The following is an 18,694-nucleotide window of genomic DNA, read 5'->3' as shown; positions in this document are numbered from 1 at the left end:
ATTTTTATTTAACGATGACGCTGGCGCTCATATTAAATACTCCTGCTGTGGAGCTGCTTAAATGTATATTATCTGTTAGGTTAAACTCCATTATTGCAGTTGTGGTTCCGGCATGTGAAACTGAAAGTGTGTTAATTACCAGTGCGAAGGAATGGGCAAGCTTCAATGTTATATTATTCCCAAGTATATCTATGGTTACCTTACTAATGTATATTTTTATCATATTAAATGTTCCAGAATGAACTGTTATGTTTGAAAGGAAGGTTGCATTTGATAAAACCACATCAAATATGTTTACAGTTTTATCATGCAGTGAATAATTGTACCAGCCTGTGCTGTTTGACGATGCCTTATCATAATGAAGTGCTATTGCAGAGAATGTTATGTAAACGCCTGTTGCACCGGATAGGGATATCCCGGAATCAGCAGCCTCCAACCTCAATGTGCCATGAGTTTCATAATCGTATCCATAATATGCTATCCCGCCTATTACAATAATTATAATTGCAACAGCAATTATCTTTTTCAAATTCATGCATTTATAACGAAAATTTTCTATATAAATATATCTGATAAATAATCTCATTTAATATCATGTTTTAAATTTAAAACTTTACTCAGGATTTTCTTATTGCTATTACAAAAATTTTCAAACTACAATTGCTTAAAAAAGAAAATGGAAAATATCTAATATGAATTTTTGAATACCATTATATGAAAATTCTTGTAACCGGTCATAGAGGTTTTATTGGTGGTCACATATATAATTATTTAAAATCAAATAATTATGAAGTATACGGCTTTTGCCATTGAGTAATGGAATAGAAAAAGTAATGAAATGCATTGAAAGTAGTAAATTATGATATTTTTGTTATGGTGATATCCAGAATAATTATTATTCAGGGCCATAGTAAGGATTATTTACAAAATAATTCAATAAATTTATAAATTTGATTGTCATTATCTAGCATGGATAATATTAAAAAACTGATACCTTACTGGTTCTTTGTGTTTACAATTGGTTTCGGCTGGTTTATTATCTCACCGGTGGTTCCCGAGCTCAGCAAATTGCTATCTACCAATCTTTCCGGAATATTGCTGGTGCTGTCTGCATATGGATACACAATGGCTATTATAGGTCTCATAGCCGGAATTCTATCTGCAAAATTTACTGTTAAGTCTGCCCTTTATCTGGCAGTAATATTTTCAGTGATAGGCTTACTGGCAAGGGCATTTTCAAACAATTACATGGAATTTCTAATTTTCTCATTAATGGCGGCAACAGCATATCCATTTTCACTTGCGCCTGTTGGAAGTATTGCGGAATCAATGGATCCTGTTAAGTCAGCAACCATAGCAGGCCTAAGCATAGGATTTCTATTCTTAGGCATGTCAGCCGGGTCATTAATTGGTCCGTACATATTTATAGCACTTGGGATCAGGGGAATTTTATTGCTCCCTGCAGTGCTTGCCATAATTGCATCAGCCATTTTAATTCCAGTGCTTAAAAGCTATCCGGCCAGATACAGGGGGAAATCGTTGAAAGGTTCTTTTAAGATAGGCATGTTAAAAAACTGGTATGTTGGATTATCCATGGCATCAATATCAATTCTATTTGGAGGAATAGCATCAACAGTTCTTGGATTTCATTTCAGTGCATTAACAGCACTTAAATTATCAGGCCTTCTTAGTGGTTTGGAATTTTTGGGATCTGCAATAGGCGCTCTTTTACTACCATATATTTTTGAAAAATATAAAATGTTAAGGACAGGCACAGTTGCCTCCGGTTCAATGTCTTTTATATTTGGTATGGTACTTCTTATTTCAATGGTTTATACAAACATTGAATACCTAATAATCGCCTCATTTTTTATCTTTGGCTTCTTTGGAAATGCCTTCTGGGTGCTCGCACTGAACTCAATAATGAACTACGTGGATGATCCGGCAAGGGCCGGGTTTGCAACATCAATGTACAGTGTGGCCACAAATGTTGGTGTTGCCATAATACCAGTTTTTGTCGGTGCGGAATTTTCAAATACAAAAACAGTGCTGTACGGCATTGTGCCTGCAATAGTAATTGTGCTTCTGGCCTTTGCCGTATCTCCATTCCTTGCATCATCTGGAATGAAAGGCAAAAATATAACAGAGGAGGAAACAGCCTGAAGATAATTTTTTAGATTTAAATTACAGGACAATTTTATAATAATTTAAAAAATTTTTTAATTCATAGGTTTTTATTAAAAATGTATGCCATTTTAATACTTTTAAACTCATGGAATTGCTATTCTTGAAACTGCAAGCGCAAGTAATGTTCCATAAATTGCTGTGACCACATAAAGCACTGATAATGAATATTTTATTAATGCCCTTGATTTTTGTGAGTCAAATCTGTCATATAATATACCGCGCACACCATTAAGTCCATGATATAAAACTATGTATGTAAAAACAATATAAAAGGCAAGCCAGTAACCATTATGAAGATTCTCCAGAACCGCGGTAAAAAATCTTATTGGGTGCCCGAAGTCTATATTTGCCAGATACAGGTGAATTCCCAGGAAGAATATTAAAAATACGCCTGTAATTACCTGCAGGAGCCATCCCAGCGGGCCGAGCCCTTTTAACCCATTTGAATTTTTATTATTCATCTAATGACCTCCCAAGAATAAATACGCATAGTATAAAAACAAAACAAGAAGGACCATGGATATGGATTCATACGCATAAAAAAATAGCTTATGGTGTTTAAGGCCTATGCCAAACTCATTTAATGCAAGCCTTATTCCATTTGCACCATGGTAAAATATTACAAGGGCCAGAAGCATATCCATTACTATGAATATATCAAAGGGGCCGTATGTGATATTCTGCACAAGTGAGTTGTAGGTTGTCCTACCATCAAGCAGGCTTGACAGGAATATCAGGTGCATGTATAAATAAATAACTATGACAAGGCCGGAAAACCTCTGGAATGCAAAGGCAAAATATCCTGTCCCCTTATCCTTAATATTAAACCATCCCGCTATGCCTGTTTTATTCATTTCTTACCACCCATTATATTTTTTAATTCATATTTTAATCCCTGCACCCTCAATTTCTGTATTGCAAATGATGGCCTGACATCCTTGGGGCAGGCCTCAGTGCATTCACCGGCAAAATGGCATCTTGATGTGCCATCATCACTGTTCGCTATATCTATTCTATACATTATTCCCTGATCACGGTTGTCAATATTGTATCTGAATAAGGCCGTTAATGGTGCCGGTCCTAGATAATTTTCATCGGTGCCAACAACAGGGCATGCCGCCATGCATAATCCACATTTAATGCACTGTGCATACCCCTTAAATTCATTGAACTGCTCTGGTGTTTGGGGTATTTCAGCACTGTAATTTCCATCATCATCCCTTATAATGTAGGGTTTTACCTTTTTGTATTTATCAAAGAATGGGTCAAAATCTACTACAAGATCCTTAATTACATTATAATGTGGCAGTGGACTAATTTTTATAATATCTGAGTGAAGGCTTGCAAGCTGTGTGGAACATGCCATTCTGGGCCTTCCATTAATTTCCATGCCACAGCTTCCACATATTTCCATTCTGCATGAATACCTGAATGACAGTGTTTGGTCTATATTCTCTTTTATATAAAGCAGGGCCTCAAGAACAGTGGAAGCCTTATCCGCCGGGACATTATAATTATCGTAATATTCATCTCCGTGTTCATTCCTTCTTTTAACCATTAGTTTATACATTTTAAACACCTCAGTAAACCCTCGGGGCAGGCTTCCATTTAGTAATTGTTACAGGTATGTAATAAAATTCAGGGCCATTTACTGTATATCTTGCCATTGTATGCTTAAGGAAATTTGTATCATCACGTTCTGGAAAATCTATACGGTAGTGGGCCCCACGTGATTCCTTTCTTAACAATGCACCCTTTGTTATAATCTCTGAAAGGTCAAGCATAAATCCGACCTCAAGTGCCCATTGAAGTTCTATGTTAAATGTCATTGATTTATCCTCCACTGATATGCCCTCGTACCTTGATTTAAGCTGTTTAATCCCCTTAAGGGCCGTTAAAAGCCCATTTTCGTCCCTGAAAACACCCACATATCTGTCCATTAAAGCCCTCAAATCTTCCCTGATTGCAGCAACATTTTCACCGCTGTTTCTTTTTAGTATTGCATCATATATCCTGTTTTCCTCATCCAAAACCTTGTTCATGTTTATATCCGGAATATTCCCTGACATTGCAAATTCAGCCGCCCTCTTTCCAGCAACATTGCCAAATGCAAGGCATTCATTGGTGGAGTTCGAACCGAGCCTGTTGCCGCCGTGGATGCTTACAGCAGCATTCTCGCCTGCACTGAATATTCCTGGAACCGTTGTCTCGGTATTAACATTAACATGTATCCCACCCATTGTGTAATGCGTTGCCGGCCTTACAGGTATTGGTTCATTTGCCGGATCTATATTATTGAATTTTCTTGCTATATCCGTAATCATTGGTAGTCTTTCCTCAAGCTTATCTGCTATGCCGGTTAAATCCAGGTTAACATACTCAATATCTCCATATTTACCCTTAATTCCATTGCCCTTCTGCAGCTCCCACATTATGGCCCTGGATACAATATCCCTTGGCGCCATATCCTTCTTTGATGGGGCGTATTTTTCCATGAACCTCTCGCCCTTATTATTTACAAGAAATCCCCCATCTGCCCTGGCACCCTCGGTTATAAGTATTCCCGATGGAACAAGGCCTGTGGGATGGAACTGTATGAATTCCATATCCTTCAGGCGCAGGCCTGCGCGGTAGGCTATTGCATCACCATCACCGGTGACAAAATGTGCATAGGTGCTAAATTTATACAATCTTCCGGCACCACCGGCTGCAAAAATAAGGGATTTGGCCTGAAACGCCAGAAACTCTCCAGTTTTTATGTTTATTACTGTTAGGGCGTTAAACCTATTGTTATCAATAATAAGCGAGGTAACAAAATACTCATTATAAAAATGTATATTATCATATTTCAATGCCCTTGAAAAAAGGGTCTGCATCACATGGAATCCGGTTTTATCGGCTGCAAATGTTGCCCTTGGAAAGCTAAGCCCTCCAAAATCTCTTTGGGATATTGTTCCATCAGGATTCCTTGACCATGGGCACCCCCAGTGATCTGTTGTATATATCTGTTCCGGCACCAATCTTACAAATGTTTCAACTGCATCCTGGTCTGCAAGGTAATCACTGCCCTTAATTGTGTCATATGCATGAAGGTCAAAATTATCCTTTGGGTTTAGCACAGCACTGGTACCACCCTCTGCAGAAACCGAATGGGACCTAATGGGGTAAAGCTTGGATATAAGTCCAACACTAATTTTACTGTCATATTCTGCAGCTGATATGGCTGCCCTAAGTCCTGCCATACCACCTCCTATAATAATTATATCCTCCTTTATTACCTCCAATTTATCACTTCATGCTTAAATGCATTCAATTTATAAAAATATTATTGGCTGTTTTAAAGGTTTTATAAAAATATATTAAAATATTTTATTTAAAACATAAATACAAAAATTTAATAAATAATAGGAAAAATATTTTTACTTATTATATTAAAATATTTTCAAAATATTCCTTGATAAGATCATCATAAATTAAAGTTAATGTACATAATATAACACTAAATAAAAATTTACGCAATTTAATGATTATATTCGTTATATTTAAAAATATTTATAAGGATATAAAAATTAACTTTTTATTTTTCCCGAGAAATAATCGTCTGCAAGTTTGGAATTCTTTTTTACAGATTCAACGCTTTTCTCCCATGCGGCCTTATCCTCCTCATTAAACTGTAAATCATAGATTTCCTCAACACCACTGGCACCTATTTTAATAGGAACTCCAATAAACATGTTTTCTATTCCATAGTGTTTTGCATGATTACCTGTGAGGTATGCAGCACATGGAATTACCCTCTTCTTATTTTTAATTATGGATTCCACCATTACAGCTATTGATATTGAGGGTGCATAAAAAGCAGTTCCTGTTTTATAAAGGTTGAGTATCTCACCACCACCGAATCTTGTCCTTTTGATAATTTCATCTATTTTTTCCTTTGGAAGAAGATGTTCTATTGGTATTCCAGATACACTTGAGTACCTTATGAATGGAACCATATCATCCCCATGGCCGCCTATGACAAATGCATTTACATCCTCAACGGAAACATCAAGAGCCTCTGCAAGAAATGTTCTAAATCTTGCGCTGTCCAGTGATCCACCAAGCCCGAGAATTCTAGATGGTTCTATGCCAGATGCCTTTTGAAGTGCATATGCCATTATATCTGCAGGATTTGTAACCGCAACTATAATTGATTCAGGTGAATATTTTTTAATTTTTTCTCCAACATCCTTCATTATGCCTATATTTTTTAGAAGTAAATCATCCCTGCTCATTCCTGGCTTCCTTGCAAGACCAGCAGTAACAACTATTACATCAGAACCCTTTAAATTTTCATACTCTTTCTCATCAGCGGTGCAGAAACCCCTCAATTTATAATCAAAACCCCAGTGGGGTGCACCCTCCTGAATGTCAAGAGCCTTTCCAGCAGCAAGCCCGTCAACAATATCAAAAATATATATGTCGGCCACATCTTTTATTGCCAGAACCTGTGCCACACTGGCTCCAACAGCGCCAGCGCCAATAATAGAAATTTTCTTGTTTGCCATAGGCTTATATTTCAATTAAAATTAAATATTTTTGTAACTTCCATAAAATAAAAAAATTATCTTTCATCAATTTTTTTAAACTGTTTTTCCCCAGGCCCTATGTAAACCGCCCTTGGCCTTATAAGCCTCTCCTCATTTTCAACGTATTCCGAGATATGTGCAACCCATCCAAGAACCCTAGAAAATCCAAATAATACCGTGAATGTATATACCGGAAATCCAATTTCGTTAAATACAAGCCCGGAATAATAATCTGTATTTGGATATATACCCTTTGAGGAAAATCTTTTTATTCCAAGGTCTTCAAGATTTTCTGCTATTTTAAGCAAATTCTTTTCATCGTCAGTAATGGCCAGCTTTTCCGCTATTGATTTAAATATTTTCATTCTTGGGTCATATGTTTTATAAACCCTGTGGCCAAATCCCATGAGCTTTTTATTTTTATTCACAATATTATCTTCGAACCATGAATCCACATTTTCGGGTTTTTTAATGGCGAGAAACTGGTTGAATGCTGCCTCAGCAGCCCCTCCATGCAGTGGCCCCTTCAATGCGGCAATTGCAGCAGTAATGCATGAATACATATCTGACAATGTTGATGCGGCGATTAAGGCGGCCGTGGTGGATGCTGGCACCTCATGGTCAATATAGATTATAAGAGCGGCATTCATTGCATTAATTTCATCCTCAGTGACATTGTCAAAGCAGTTTCTTAAAAATGCCTCGGCATATCCATATTTTGGGTCAGGTTCCTTTAATCTTAATCCCATTTTATGCCTGTAAATGTTGGAAATAATGCCCAGGTTTTCGCCAAGTATTTTTGTTGCCTGTTTTCTATCATTTTCCTTATTCCATGAGTACTCACCGGATGACATGGATGCAAAGGCAGTTTCCATCATTGTCAGTGCATCTGAATCCCTTGGCAGCTCTGAAATAAGGCTAAGCACATGCCTTGGCAGTTTGTAATGTTCCTTTAATTCTTTTGTAAATTCATCCAGCTGCTTTTTATTGGGAAGCTCACCATAAATCATTAAATATGAAACCTCCTCAAAGGAGCAGTTACTGACAAGGTCATTAATATCATATCCGCGGTATCTAAGTATGCCCTTAATTCCATCTATGTATGTCAATGATGTATGCTTAATAAATACATCTTCCAAACCCAAATTTATATCACTTTCCATATGATCACCCTATATTCTTTTCATGGTTATTTTACCCAGATTTTATCTTTTTCAGCAATTGTTCAATTTTTTGATTGTTTTTTGTGGTGGTTTTATGGGTAAGATAGATCATGAAAGGATATAATTTTTAATCTTATCCTTAAATTTAAACATTATGATAGGAAAATAAATAAACAAATAATAATTTTAAAATAAATGACAATATTAATATTATATTTTAATAAAATATTAATTTCGGCAATATATTAAATAAATTAAAGCATAAAAAATGAAATTTAAATCATTTTAATTGTTTTACCCTGGGAGAAAATTAAAACCCTGATATTTTTAGACCTTAACCTCTGTATGAGCCCGCGGTCATTGGTTAGAACATAGCAATTTAAAGCCTCAGCCGTTTTTAATATACAGTCATCACCCATCCCTGAGGACCTAATAACATTAAAATACTCTGAATATTTTAGGGCCGCCCCGGCATACCAGTATGTCCTTGATAATCCCTTTAATTCATCTATTACACATTCAGGAATTAATATTTCAAATGCAACCGGTAAATTTAAAATTGCATTTCTTATATCAAGCCTATTTTTTATTGAGTATATTAGGGAATTTGTATCTGTAATTAAGGTCTCTTTCATTTTACAACTTCGGCTATGGCTATATTCTTTCTAATCTTTTTAATTAATACCCTTACATTCTGCCCCTTCTTAACACCGGGTATGTATATTATAAAATCTCCATATCTTGCATGGCCTTCACCTGATCTTCCTATCTCTGTTACAGTAACATTGTACGTTTTGCCCTCAGATAACTCTGATTCCTCCTCCTTGATTTCCCTAACAGTTCTTATTGGATGCTGGGCGCCGCACGCCTTGCAAACAAGCAGGCTGGTTCTGCCCACCTTTTCTATGACAGTATCAGGTGAATTGCATTCATAGCAAAAAACATAGGTGGCCATATACTGGTCCATCTTCGCCCTTATTTCCTCCTCACTGATCTTTCTGTTAATAATTAGCCTTCTCTGGTCAATGTTGGCCCCAATACCGAATTCTTTTGTTAAGTATTTTACAATATCCTCGGGATTCCTGTTAAGCATGTCTGCTATATCAAGGAAGTTCCTGATAATCGTGGTCTTACCCTCATATATTATATCTGGCTCCGGTACCTTAAGCCTTTCCTCGAATTTATTTTTCTGTGATAATACATCTGAAGCATCATTTAATAATTTATTATAATCAAAGTCCATAATTGGTAATGCCTTTAATGGATATTAACATTATTTTATTATAATATTATTTAATAAAATGTACATTATTTTAATTTTTTCACATAAAAATGGATTTTATATTTTATATTTTTATAAATTAGTAAAATAGGTTTTTATTTATAATATTAAATTAAAAATAAAAAAATAAATACATACAAAAATATATTTTTGTACATACAAAAGAAAAAAATATATACTATTATAATCTTATACTTTTAATGAGGGATAAAACTGAAAAACTTACATTAAGAATATCAAAGGAGGAACTTGAGGAAATTGACAGTTTTTTATCCACAAATTCTAATTATACAAACAGATCGGAATTTATAAGGCTTGCAGTTCTTGAATATATATCCAATCTAAGAATAGGTATAATTTCAAAAAATAACACATTACATGTAAATCCAATTATTGAAAAAAGCCTTCAGAGGGCCGTATCATCAGGTTATTTCAAAAGCCTTGATGATGCCTATGAGGAAATAATAAATGAGGCATGGAGAAATAATATTATTTCAGGTCTAATAGAGGCCAAGCATAAGGAAATAGAAAAAATAGAAAAAACACTGGAGGGTGAAAAAAAGTATGATGAGTTATGAAAAAAATGGTTTTCTTGATATAGTCAGAAATTTAGAGGATATAAATTATTTTACATTTATATCCACGGATTCCGGAATATACAAATCATTGGATGGAAATCTGCCCGCAAATTCAACATATTATTATATTGAAATGGGTTTAAATAAGGTAAATATTGATGAATACACAAACTACAGTTACAGAAACATCCTGCGCAATGATAAGGTAAGCATAAGCTCTGGCAGGGCCATGAATCATTACCGCTTTGTAAGAATCATGTCAATAAAAAATATATCCGCTGATATCTTAAATTGTATTGAGGATGCCGCAATGTACATATTCATTGATAATGATAGGAATGTCTTCTCGGAAGTATATGATTACATGTCCAAAAAGGGAATACCGTTTTTAAAGGTTATCCATAAAAAATACTACAATATTAACGGAACAAACTATGCATCACCACACAGGCTTTTTGATTATATTTTTGAAAATTATGTACCATAGCCGCTATCCTTTGTTAATGATATATATATTTCCTCAAGGTCATCATATTTTTCCACATATTTAACATGCATGCCATTTCTTGAGAACATATTTATAATTTCATCGTTGTGCATATCAGGTGGTTTTTCCAGAATAATTTCATTTCCATTTACCCTGAATGGGTGTATGTTTCCATCAAGATCATTATTATAATCGGATTCCAGTGTAATTTTCAGCATTTCCCTGTTTTCCTCAGTTTTTGAATCATGGCCTATGGTTCCACTGTTAATAATTATCACCCTGTTGCATAGATCCCTTGCCTCATATAACAGGTGAGTGCTTAAAATAACCAGCTTATCCCTTGATATCTCCTTAATTAATGAATGAATCTCGCTCATTCCCTTTGGGTCAAGTCCAAATGTTGGTTCATCAAGCACAACTATCTCGGGATTGCCCATCAATGCAACAGAAAGTGCCAGCCTCTGCTTCATGCCCCTTGAATATCCACCAGTTTTCCTGTCAAGAAACCCCGAAATCTGTGTTATTTTTGATAACCTGTCTATTTCTGATTTTATCTCCTCATTTTTTAAACCTTTTATTTTTCCGGTAAAATTTAGTATTTCCCTGGATGTTAAATACCCATAAAACTCTGGCTGTTCTATTAAGGACCCGAGAAAACTCAGTGCCCTTTCAGGATAATCTGAAACATTTATGCCATTGATTGTAACCTCACCATGAGTTGGCCTGATTATATTTGTCATGAGCTTTAGCATTGTTGTTTTTCCCGCACCATTAGGTCCCAAAAGTCCGGTGCATCCGGTACCAGAAAATGTAAGGTTTATATCATTTAGTGCGGTTATCTTCCCGTATTTTTTGGTTATATGATCAAGCCTAATCTCCATTACTGCACCTCCTTTCTATCAAACAAAAAGAGGCCTATGACAAAGGTTGCAACAAAATATACAAACATAATAAGGCCTGCCAGCATAATGTCTGGAAAGGGTGCAGGCGCCAGGCTCTGTCTTGCAAAAAAATCCTCTGTGTTTATATTCACATAAACCCTTTGTATAATGCTTGCCGCATCGCTTAGAAGGTAAAATGGGTCTATTTTATACAAAAGTTCTATAATAAAGGACCCTGCATAGAAAACAATGTAATAAATTAAAAGGACAGATATATATGCATAGGTGTTTTTATTAAATATTGCGCTTATCATGAAGGTTAATGATGTCATTGAGAGCACAAATAATATTAGGAGCACCAATGAGTAATAGAAATATATTTCAGGTGGTTTTTTAAATATAAATGAAAGCGTGGCAGCCTCAACTATTATATAAATAAGCACTATGACCAGTGTAACACTGAATGCGGCAAGGAATTTACCAACGAAGAGTTTGTGCCTGTTTATTGGCAATGGAAATATATAAAATGCCGTTTTATTCTCAATTTCTGAGGAAATTGCAGGTGAACCAAAAAATACCGATGCAAAAACAGGTATGTATAACAATATTAATGACCATAAAAAGTAAAATAATGCAATTTTTAGGCCCAATGGCAGGGCATTTGAACCAAGAATTTTTGGAAGATCATTTACATACTTAAAAGAAAAATAAACCATCATTGCACTGATTATAATAATCAAAAAAAGCATAAGAAAAAAGCTTTTAGACCTGTAATAATTTTTTATGTACTGTAAATAAACTGTTAACAATTTTGACATGCATCATCAAATTACGATTTTATATTTAAGGCTTTAATTAGTATACCGATATCGCTAAAACCTTTGTTATATTTTATTATTAAATTGTTTCCACTGGATATAACTGTGGGCCTGCCAAGAACACTGGTTACATTGCTTTTCGCTCTAAGCGCTGCATTTAGGGCCAGGTCAAATATTAATGCATCGGTTGATGAATTAAAATGCATGTTTATCAACGTTTTATTTTCTGTAATATTTAATGTCATGTAGCTTGCACCAATACCTGATGAGCTCAGATTATAATATATTGATGAATTAATATTCATGTTTAGGTATTTTTCAATGGGTTTAGCCGTATAATTATGTATATGTGAGTAAAGTGAATCATTTATTGCCTCCTTTTCACCCATGACAACATATGTATTTAATATAGTATAAACATAAACATTTGTGCTTTCATTTGATATTAGTGCGGTTAGGTTTGTCTTTGCAATTCCACTAATTATCTGCCCTATGTCAAGGTTCTTTACCTCATAAACTGTTGTCTGCTGCATTACCATTGTTTCTACAGTTATATTTTTTAGCATTGATGCATAAGTTGAAGTTCCAGACGGTGAAAAAATTCTGGTACTGTTGCTTGGAAGTATGTTGTATGAAATATTTGCTATTATGCCAAGGGATCCATGCACATCATAAATATAAAAGGTTGAATTGTTTTGGTTAACCGTTGCCACGGCTGTTGAATTTGATGGTATATAATCAAATGGATTTTTTGAATCTAATTTTTTTTCTTCCTTATAATAATTAAAGGCCAGTACCGAGGCTGGAATAATTAATATTAATGCCACCGATATTACAATAATTTTAAATGTTCTTGGCCTCATATAAATAACAATTAAATCGCTATAAATATACTTTGCCTTTAATAATTAATAATACATTTATACACATTTAAAATGCTTATTTTTATACATTGTTGGCAGGTAGTGAAATAACTTATATAGCAGGAAAAAATACAGAATCTAGGCTCCGGTGGTGTAGTCCGGCCAAGCATTAGGGACTCTCAATCCCCCGACTCGGGTCCAAATCCCGACCGGAGCATTTTTTTGTAAATTTTTAAAATAAATTAAAAGAAAATTGCATTTTAATAATTTACAAATGCACTAATGTGCTGGTCTTTTTGATTAGAAGTTAAAAATTATTTAAAAATATCCTCAAGTGTGTACTGGTTTCTTTTACCGGAAGTTTCATACAATTTTTCAAGGACATATACAAGAATAACCATGGATAGAATCCATATTAATGTGGATATTAATAGCAAATTTGTATTTAATCCAGAATGGTAATAATTAATTCCGGCTTTTCCTGTTAAGGAATAAATTATTATCGAAAACATTGCATTGAATGGTGAATAATAGATTAGATCAGGGCCTGGCTTTCTGAAAATCTGCAGTCCAAGCACAAGAATAAAGGTTAGGATCATTGGAATTTGTGAAATAAATTTAAGCGACCCTACCTGATTTAAGAGGCTGAGCAGGTATGAAAAAAGAAGGCCTAAAAGTGTGAAAAATAGTGATATAACGATTAATATAAATATCAGCATGTATATATTTTTGATATATACTGAGGAAAATCTAAGCCTGAATATTAATAATGAAAATATTATGGCAAAAATGCCCACTACCATGCTAAATGTTAGGGACGATAATATATTTGAAAACGATACCTCATATGATTTTACCCTATCAAACCTTGTAATATAGGGTATCGATAGATTCATGGATACTGTGTAAAAAACTACGGATGCCATGGATACGCTTATTCCAAATAACAATATGAAAGATATATATGTGGATTCTGTATATTTTAAATATGTTCCGGATGGTGCCGGGAAACCATATGCATATATTAAGATCCATACCAGAACAAATCCAAAACTCCAGAATAATGAATTCCTATTTTTAAAATATGATATAATACCAATTTTATAGAGCGTTGATATCATTTTTACACCTCATATAAATATAATAGGTCATCTATATTATTTATAACATTGTTTTCTTTGCCATATGTAAGATATATTATCCTGTCATTGCCCCTTATTTCTATAAATTTATCCTGCGGCCTTGTGTTATTTACATTCATTGAAAATATTAATTCACCAGGGCTTATTTTTTCCGATAGGTTACCATCAATCATTATGTTTAATGTGGAACCTTTAATTTTTTTTATAAGATCAAGGTCATGGGTTGTTATTATAAATGAATTTTTACTTTTATTTATGATATTAATTAAAAGTCTTGCCCTATCAGGATCTATTGAACTTAAGGGTTCATCCAAAAGAATTATTTTATAATCACCTGAAAGGGCAATTGTATTATACACCATTTTTTCCTGGCCTGTGGACAGATCCGATAATCTTTTATTTTTCAGGGAGTCCAATTTAAAATATGCAAGCATATTAAAGGCAGCATCCTCCTTAATTAATTTTAACTTCATATGATATTTTATAAACTCTTTGACAGAGAGGTCGCCAGAAAGATGGAGTGCATCCTTTATATTTGTTGATAATGCAGTATATTCTCTTATATTCTCAACATAATTATTATCTATTTTTATCATTTTTTCGGTCTTTAAAATGCCAAGAATGCATTTCAAAAATGTTGTTTTTCCAGATCCATTTGGGCCAATGACTATATTTTTTTCTCCATTATTTAATTCATATTTAACATCCCTCAGGCTATTATTAAGATTGCCATACGAGTATTTCAGATTTTCAATATATATTAAGGCCATAATCATTAATCCTAATTTGATTAATATAAATGTAACAGAGTTCAATTTCTGAACAAAATAAAAATAAATATAATATAATCATATTATTATAAGATGGATGATATAAATAAAATCGATCTTTTAAAAATTAACAAAAGAATCCTTGGCTTTGAAAAATTTTTACTTAGAAGGGCTTTTGGCCTTTATTATCTAACATGGTCAATGGCAATACTGGGTTTTATAACTTTTCCATACATATTATTTAATATATATCATAAATATGTTTACTATTTAATTTTATATATAATAATTTATTTAATCATAGTTTTTTTAGGAATAAATTTATCAAAAAGCATTTTTAGAAGGGCGTATAGAAGTATAAAACTTAAATCAGGATACCGGGCACCCAAATTCAGGAAAATTAATTATTTATATATGATTATAATTATTATAATACTGTTATCCTTCGCATATTTTTTTCAGTATAATTATTTCTATTATGCCATTGCATTATACACTGTTAATATTCTATTTTTTTTCCTTGGATTTAAAATTCTTGGTTATATCAAAATTAGCCTTGATAATATTCCCCTGGAAGGTTACATAGCCTTTTATACGTATATTTCAAGCGCACTTGCAACAATTTTATTTTTCATTTTTTCATCGTTTTATCTTGGTAATTATGTTTATTTCTCATTCGATTTCTGGATAATATCAGTAATTGGCTGGATGTTCTCATCATTTTATGCACTGTACCATGCTCCTGATGAGGTTGTTTCAAATGAGTGATATAGGTGATCTTAGCAGGCTGATAAATAATGACGCATTAAGGTCATCTATAAGAATATTGATTCTAATATCACTTGCCATAAATGAAAAAATGTACTTTACTGATATTTTAAATTTGACGGGTATAGGAAGGGGAAGTTTAAGCAATCATCTCGATATACTAATACATTCGGGATATATTAAGGATAAAACTGTGTTTACGCTCTCAGGGCCGCGTAGAATGCTGGAAATTACAGATAAGGGAAAAATTTTTTATAATAATTATATAAAAATTATTAATGAAATAGGATTAAATCCCAGAAAAAAAATTAATGATGAATAAATTATCAGGCCGGCACAAAGTAAACATCATTAACATCAAATTTCTGCAGCCTCCTAAATTTTGCCCTTACAGGCATGCCTATGTAAACATTCTTATTTTCCTTATTAACAAGTCTTGACATAAATAATGAATCAATGCCTTCAAATTCAACAAGTATTAATGTGTAAGGTGTTTCATTTATAAAATTTTCACCTGAATAATAGCATGTTGTAAATGAATGTATTTTTCCTGTTAATGGAAGATTTATATCATCTGTTTCAGAACCGCAGAACATGCAATATTTTCTGTATGTTCCATATCTATAATTGCATTTTTTGCATTCTGAACCAAGAAGTATTCCCATGCCTAGGGATGTAAAAAATTTGGAATCCTGCGCATAACTGTGAATGTATTCTATATTGTAATCAAATTCTTTAACCAGTGGGTCTGTTTTCATCACCCTTGTATATCTATCCATTTAAACCGCCTCCATAACAGTGACTGTTTCATATGCACCGGTTCCAGCATGGCTGTGTATTATTCCTGTATTATGATTTTTTACCTGTAAGTTATTATTTCCAAAATGCCTTGATATGTTTCCCTGAAGCTGCCAGAATGCATATACTGCCTGCATTATTCCGGTTGCACCTATTGCGTGGCCCGATGCCTGAAGGCCCCCCTCCATATTTACAGGTATGTCACCGTCTATATTTGGCCTGCCCTCCTCTATGAATTTGCCCCCATCACCATACCTGCAGAATCCCATATCCTCATATGCCTGTATCTCTGCTGATGTGTATGCATCATAGAGTTCGGCAAAGTCAACCTCCTTTTCAGGATTTTTTATACCGGCACGTTCATATGCCATTTTTGCCGCCAGCCTACCGGCCTTAAATGAATGAACGCCAGGGTACTTAAGATTTTTATAATCATTTTTAGTTTCATTTGGAAGGAGTGGCACATCACCGAAGGTCCTGTCTGCAAGTCTCATTGTATCGCTTGATGCACCAATGGATTTAATTAAAACGGGTTTATCTGAAAACGATTTTGCAGCATCCTCCGATGCAAGTATGGCCGCGGCCGCACCATCTGACATCAGACATATATCAAGCATTTTTAATGGTGTTGATACAACCGGAGAATTTAGTACGTCATCAACATTAATTTTCATTGGTGCCTGGGCAAAGGGATTATGCAATGCATTGTTATGGTTTTTTACAGATACAAGGGCCATTTGCCTTTCTGTTGTTCCAAATTCATGCATGTGTCTTGTTGCCATGAGTGCGTAATATGCAGTGTAAAATCCTCCCAGTGGATAATCAAAATTTGAATCACTGCCAAGTGCTATGAGGTCATTACCCCTCCAGGTGTTTACATGGGACATGTTTTCAAAGCCATAGACAAGGCATGTTTCCATATTCCCTGATGCGATCTCTTCATATGCTGTTTGAAATGCAAGCCCACCGGTTGCACCACCCCCCTCTATCCTCTTTGACGGTTTTCCTGACATGCCTATATAATCATTTGTCATGGCACCTGCTATGAGCTGGCCCAAAAAATGATCAGAAAAATACGCTGAAACTGAACCATCAATATCACCTATATCCATTTTAATATCCCTTAATGCATAATCCACTGCATTTTTAACATTTAGCCTGAAATCCTCATCATAATTGTATTTCCTGAACTTTGTCAGCCCACCTGATATCATGTAAACATTCCTTGATTTATATGCCATTTTACTCACTTTTTATATTTTTTTATTAACGATTCTGATATGACCTTTTTCCTTATTTCATTTGTGCCGGCACCGATCGTTAACAGAATGGAATCCCTGAAAACCCTTTCTATTTCAAAGTCCTTGATGTAACCGTAGCCGCCGAATATCTGCAGGGCCTCTCTGGCAATATACTCTGATGACTCAGATGCATATAGAATGGCTGCAGCGGCATCAAGGGCATCCATTTTATCATTGTTTACCCTTTTTAAGGCCTCAAGGGCAAATAACCTTGACGATTCAAATTTTGTGTACATATACGCCAGCTTTTCCTGTATTAATTCAAATTCATGTATGGGTTTTCCAAATTGATTTCTTTCAATAGAATATTCAACAGCAAGATCAAGGGCCCTTCTGGCTATGCCAATGGCATTGAATGATAGCACAGCCCTTTCCATGTTTAACCCGCTTAAAAGCACTCTCTTGCCATTATTAAGCCCACCGACGATTCTATCGGATTTTAATTTTATATTGTTAAAGTATATCTCACCTGTTGGAGACCCACGCATCCCGAGTTTTTCAAACCTTTTTCCCCTGGAAAAGCCCTCATCATCAGAAAGTATTAAAAATGCGGTATAATTATCTCCGGTTCTTGCATATGTTAGAAACTGATCTGCGTACGGTGCATTTGTTATGAATGTCTTGCTGCCATTTATAACATAATTAACACCATCCTTTACTGCATTTGTTTTCATGGATAACGCATCAGATCCAGATGACGGTTCTGTCATTCCAAGAGAACCAATGTTATCCCCAGAGCATAATTTTGGCACATAATTTTCCCTTATGTATTCAGAACCATTTCTGTAAAGGTTATCCAGGCAAAGATTGCTATGTGCCCCATATGATAAACCAATGGAACCGCTGGCGTAACTTATCTCCTCCTCTATTATCGCCTGAGAAATATAATCTGATCCAGAACCACCATACTCTTCAGGTATGGTAATGCCAAGGTATCCAATGGAACCCATTTTTTTGAAAATCTCCCTGGGAAAATAATCATCATGATCAATTTTTCTGGAAACAGGCATTATCTCCTTTTCTGAGAATGATTTAACGCTCTCCCTTAAAATATCATATTCTTCCTCCAATAAATCACCTGTTTA

At 34.5% G+C, this 18,694-nt stretch carries 23 protein-coding genes and 1 tRNA gene; 7 read left to right on the top strand and 17 right to left on the bottom strand.

Going from position 1 to position 18,694, the window contains the following annotated elements; all coding sequences use genetic code 11:
* Window positions 1–4: 4 nt before the first annotated feature.
* Window positions 5–535 (bottom strand): DUF4382 domain-containing protein, encoded by a 531-nt coding sequence (locus TZ01_RS08345; RefSeq protein ID WP_048102382.1) that lies wholly within the window; start codon window positions 533–535, stop codon window positions 5–7.
* A 179-nt stretch (window positions 536–714) separates the two neighbouring features.
* On the opposite strand from TZ01_RS08345, the gene TZ01_RS09640 reads away from it, so the two are divergent.
* Window positions 715–813, top strand: a complete 99-nt coding sequence (locus TZ01_RS09640; RefSeq protein WP_156150351.1) for an NAD-dependent epimerase/dehydratase family protein — start codon at window positions 715–717, stop codon at window positions 811–813.
* Between the two features lie 156 nt (window positions 814–969).
* Window positions 970–2,163, top strand: a complete 1,194-nt coding sequence (locus TZ01_RS08340; RefSeq protein WP_048102380.1) for an MFS transporter — start codon at window positions 970–972, stop codon at window positions 2,161–2,163.
* Between the two features lie 107 nt (window positions 2,164–2,270).
* On the opposite strand, the gene TZ01_RS08335 is transcribed toward TZ01_RS08340, so the two are convergent.
* From TZ01_RS08335 to TZ01_RS08300, 8 genes are all read right to left on the bottom strand, one after another.
* On the bottom strand, window positions 2,271–2,648 hold the full coding sequence (locus TZ01_RS08335; protein WP_048102379.1) for a succinate dehydrogenase: 378 nt from the start codon (window positions 2,646–2,648) through the stop codon (window positions 2,271–2,273).
* The gene (locus TZ01_RS08330) at window positions 2,649–3,041 is read right to left on the bottom strand and encodes a succinate dehydrogenase (protein ID WP_048102378.1); all 393 of its coding nucleotides are present in this window, start codon (window positions 3,039–3,041) and stop codon (window positions 2,649–2,651) included.
* Entirely contained in the window at window positions 3,038–3,757 is a 720-nt protein-coding gene (locus TZ01_RS08325) for a succinate dehydrogenase iron-sulfur subunit (RefSeq protein ID WP_048102533.1), read from the bottom strand. The genes TZ01_RS08330 and TZ01_RS08325 overlap by 4 nt, the downstream gene beginning before the upstream one ends.
* 10 nt (window positions 3,758–3,767) lie before the next feature.
* Entirely contained in the window at window positions 3,768–5,471 is a 1,704-nt protein-coding gene (locus TZ01_RS08320; RefSeq protein ID WP_048102377.1) for a succinate dehydrogenase/fumarate reductase flavoprotein subunit, read from the bottom strand.
* 285 nt (window positions 5,472–5,756) lie between these two features.
* Window positions 5,757–6,737, bottom strand: coding sequence for a malate dehydrogenase (gene mdh / locus TZ01_RS08315; RefSeq protein ID WP_048102376.1), 981 nt, complete (start codon window positions 6,735–6,737; stop codon window positions 5,757–5,759).
* A 56-nt stretch (window positions 6,738–6,793) separates the two neighbouring features.
* Entirely contained in the window at window positions 6,794–7,921 is a 1,128-nt protein-coding gene (gene gltA / locus TZ01_RS08310; RefSeq protein WP_048102374.1) for a citrate synthase, read from the bottom strand.
* 275 nt (window positions 7,922–8,196) lie between these two features.
* A complete protein-coding gene (locus TZ01_RS08305; protein ID WP_048102373.1) occupies window positions 8,197–8,556 on the bottom strand; it encodes a PIN domain-containing protein in 360 nt (119 codons plus the stop codon).
* Window positions 8,553–9,164 carry a translation initiation factor IF-2 subunit beta gene (locus tag TZ01_RS08300; protein WP_052656875.1) on the bottom strand — a complete coding sequence of 204 codons (612 nt, stop codon included), beginning with the start codon at window positions 9,162–9,164 and terminating at the stop codon, window positions 8,553–8,555. The genes TZ01_RS08305 and TZ01_RS08300 overlap by 4 nt, the downstream gene beginning before the upstream one ends.
* 239 nt (window positions 9,165–9,403) lie before the next feature.
* Here TZ01_RS08300 and TZ01_RS08295 point away from each other — a divergent pair, with 239 nt between their 5' ends.
* Both TZ01_RS08295 and TZ01_RS08290 read left to right on the top strand, forming a co-directional pair.
* The gene (locus tag TZ01_RS08295) at window positions 9,404–9,781 is read left to right on the top strand and encodes a ribbon-helix-helix domain-containing protein (protein WP_048102371.1); all 378 of its coding nucleotides are present in this window, start codon (window positions 9,404–9,406) and stop codon (window positions 9,779–9,781) included.
* The gene (locus TZ01_RS08290) at window positions 9,771–10,268 is read left to right on the top strand and encodes a hypothetical protein (RefSeq protein WP_156150349.1); all 498 of its coding nucleotides are present in this window, start codon (window positions 9,771–9,773) and stop codon (window positions 10,266–10,268) included. The genes TZ01_RS08295 and TZ01_RS08290 overlap by 11 nt, the downstream gene beginning before the upstream one ends.
* Here TZ01_RS08290 and TZ01_RS08285 read toward each other — a convergent pair.
* From TZ01_RS08285 to TZ01_RS08275, 3 genes are read right to left on the bottom strand one after another with little or no spacing between them, the layout of a single operon-like run.
* Window positions 10,256–11,149, bottom strand: a complete 894-nt coding sequence (locus TZ01_RS08285) for an ABC transporter ATP-binding protein (protein ID WP_048102369.1) — start codon at window positions 11,147–11,149, stop codon at window positions 10,256–10,258. The two genes, TZ01_RS08290 and TZ01_RS08285, sit on opposite strands and share 13 nt — an antisense overlap.
* The gene (locus TZ01_RS08280) at window positions 11,149–11,967 is read right to left on the bottom strand and encodes an ABC transporter permease (RefSeq protein ID WP_048102368.1); all 819 of its coding nucleotides are present in this window, start codon (window positions 11,965–11,967) and stop codon (window positions 11,149–11,151) included. Before TZ01_RS08280 ends, TZ01_RS08285 begins: the two co-directional genes overlap by 1 nt.
* Before the next feature lie 11 nt (window positions 11,968–11,978).
* Window positions 11,979–12,830: a hypothetical protein gene (locus tag TZ01_RS08275; RefSeq protein WP_048102367.1), complete on the bottom strand. Its 852-nt coding sequence runs from the start codon at window positions 12,828–12,830 to the stop codon at window positions 11,979–11,981.
* A 142-nt stretch (window positions 12,831–12,972) separates the two neighbouring features.
* On the opposite strand from TZ01_RS08275, the gene TZ01_RS08270 reads away from it, so the two are divergent.
* A tRNA-Glu gene (locus TZ01_RS08270) sits at window positions 12,973–13,047 on the top strand.
* Between the two features lie 97 nt (window positions 13,048–13,144).
* Here TZ01_RS08270 and TZ01_RS08265 read toward each other — a convergent pair.
* Window positions 13,145–13,951: an ABC transporter permease gene (locus tag TZ01_RS08265; protein WP_048102365.1), complete on the bottom strand. Its 807-nt coding sequence runs from the start codon at window positions 13,949–13,951 to the stop codon at window positions 13,145–13,147.
* Window positions 13,952–13,953: 2 nt separating this feature from the next.
* Window positions 13,954–14,742 carry an ATP-binding cassette domain-containing protein gene (locus tag TZ01_RS08260; RefSeq protein ID WP_197065874.1) on the bottom strand — a complete coding sequence of 263 codons (789 nt, stop codon included), beginning with the start codon at window positions 14,740–14,742 and terminating at the stop codon, window positions 13,954–13,956.
* 93 nt (window positions 14,743–14,835) lie between these two features.
* On the opposite strand from TZ01_RS08260, the gene TZ01_RS08255 reads away from it, so the two are divergent.
* Window positions 14,836–15,510, top strand: coding sequence for a hypothetical protein (locus TZ01_RS08255; protein WP_048102362.1), 675 nt, complete (start codon window positions 14,836–14,838; stop codon window positions 15,508–15,510).
* Window positions 15,503–15,832 (top strand): transcriptional regulator, encoded by a 330-nt coding sequence (locus TZ01_RS08250; protein ID WP_052656874.1) that lies wholly within the window; start codon window positions 15,503–15,505, stop codon window positions 15,830–15,832. Before TZ01_RS08255 ends, TZ01_RS08250 begins: the two co-directional genes overlap by 8 nt.
* A gap of 4 nt (window positions 15,833–15,836) precedes the next feature.
* Here the strand turns inward: TZ01_RS08250 and TZ01_RS08245 are convergent, their stop codons facing one another.
* Genes TZ01_RS08245 through TZ01_RS08235 form a run of 3 tightly spaced genes read right to left on the bottom strand, consistent with a single transcriptional unit; the run spans window position 15,837 to window position 18,679 of the window.
* Window positions 15,837–16,289, bottom strand: a complete 453-nt coding sequence (locus TZ01_RS08245; protein ID WP_048102361.1) for a Zn-ribbon domain-containing OB-fold protein — start codon at window positions 16,287–16,289, stop codon at window positions 15,837–15,839.
* Entirely contained in the window at window positions 16,290–17,549 is a 1,260-nt protein-coding gene (locus tag TZ01_RS08240) for a thiolase domain-containing protein (protein ID WP_048102360.1), read from the bottom strand.
* Between the two features lie 5 nt (window positions 17,550–17,554).
* Window positions 17,555–18,679, bottom strand: coding sequence for an acyl-CoA dehydrogenase family protein (locus tag TZ01_RS08235; RefSeq protein ID WP_048102359.1), 1,125 nt, complete (start codon window positions 18,677–18,679; stop codon window positions 17,555–17,557).
* Window positions 18,680–18,694 lie beyond the last annotated feature (15 nt).

Source organism: Acidiplasma sp. MBA-1 (assembly GCF_000949015.1).
Lineage (GTDB): Archaea > Thermoplasmatota > Thermoplasmata > Thermoplasmatales > Thermoplasmataceae > Acidiplasma > Acidiplasma aeolicum.
Note: the sequence above shows the minus strand (reverse complement) of the source record. Positions and strands in the feature narration are given on the sequence as shown.

Excerpts from the sequence above, each read along its gene's own strand:
- TZ01_RS08330 (WP_048102378.1), bottom strand. The coding sequence starts at position 3,041 with ATGAATAAAACAGGCATAGCGGGATGGTTTAATATTAAGGATAAGGGG.
- TZ01_RS08280 (WP_048102368.1), bottom strand. The coding sequence starts at position 11,967 with ATGTCAAAATTGTTAACAGTTTATTTACAGTACATAAAAAATTATTAC.
- TZ01_RS09640 (WP_156150351.1), top strand. The coding sequence starts at position 715 with ATGAAAATTCTTGTAACCGGTCATAGAGGTTTTATTGGTGGTCACATA.
- TZ01_RS08265 (WP_048102365.1), bottom strand. The coding sequence starts at position 13,951 with ATGATATCAACGCTCTATAAAATTGGTATTATATCATATTTTAAAAAT.
- TZ01_RS08290 (WP_156150349.1), top strand. The coding sequence starts at position 9,771 with ATGAGTTATGAAAAAAATGGTTTTCTTGATATAGTCAGAAATTTAGAG.
- gltA (WP_048102374.1), bottom strand. The coding sequence starts at position 7,921 with ATGGAAAGTGATATAAATTTGGGTTTGGAAGATGTATTTATTAAGCAT.
- TZ01_RS08275 (WP_048102367.1), bottom strand. The coding sequence starts at position 12,830 with ATGAGGCCAAGAACATTTAAAATTATTGTAATATCGGTGGCATTAATA.
- TZ01_RS08255 (WP_048102362.1), top strand. The coding sequence starts at position 14,836 with ATGGATGATATAAATAAAATCGATCTTTTAAAAATTAACAAAAGAATC.
- TZ01_RS08285 (WP_048102369.1), bottom strand. The coding sequence starts at position 11,149 with ATGGAGATTAGGCTTGATCATATAACCAAAAAATACGGGAAGATAACC.
- TZ01_RS08335 (WP_048102379.1), bottom strand. The coding sequence starts at position 2,648 with ATGAATAATAAAAATTCAAATGGGTTAAAAGGGCTCGGCCCGCTGGGA.
- TZ01_RS08295 (WP_048102371.1), top strand. The coding sequence starts at position 9,404 with ATGAGGGATAAAACTGAAAAACTTACATTAAGAATATCAAAGGAGGAA.
- TZ01_RS08300 (WP_052656875.1), bottom strand. The coding sequence starts at position 9,164 with ATGGACTTTGATTATAATAAATTATTAAATGATGCTTCAGATGTATTA.
- mdh (WP_048102376.1), bottom strand. The coding sequence starts at position 6,737 with ATGGCAAACAAGAAAATTTCTATTATTGGCGCTGGCGCTGTTGGAGCC.
- TZ01_RS08240 (WP_048102360.1), bottom strand. The coding sequence starts at position 17,549 with ATGGCATATAAATCAAGGAATGTTTACATGATATCAGGTGGGCTGACA.
- TZ01_RS08325 (WP_048102533.1), bottom strand. The coding sequence starts at position 3,757 with ATGTATAAACTAATGGTTAAAAGAAGGAATGAACACGGAGATGAATAT.
- TZ01_RS08250 (WP_052656874.1), top strand. The coding sequence starts at position 15,503 with ATGAGTGATATAGGTGATCTTAGCAGGCTGATAAATAATGACGCATTA.
- TZ01_RS08340 (WP_048102380.1), top strand. The coding sequence starts at position 970 with ATGGATAATATTAAAAAACTGATACCTTACTGGTTCTTTGTGTTTACA.
- TZ01_RS08245 (WP_048102361.1), bottom strand. The coding sequence starts at position 16,289 with ATGGATAGATATACAAGGGTGATGAAAACAGACCCACTGGTTAAAGAA.
- TZ01_RS08345 (WP_048102382.1), bottom strand. The coding sequence starts at position 535 with ATGAATTTGAAAAAGATAATTGCTGTTGCAATTATAATTATTGTAATA.
- TZ01_RS08305 (WP_048102373.1), bottom strand. The coding sequence starts at position 8,556 with ATGAAAGAGACCTTAATTACAGATACAAATTCCCTAATATACTCAATA.
- TZ01_RS08260 (WP_197065874.1), bottom strand. The coding sequence starts at position 14,742 with ATGGCCTTAATATATATTGAAAATCTGAAATACTCGTATGGCAATCTT.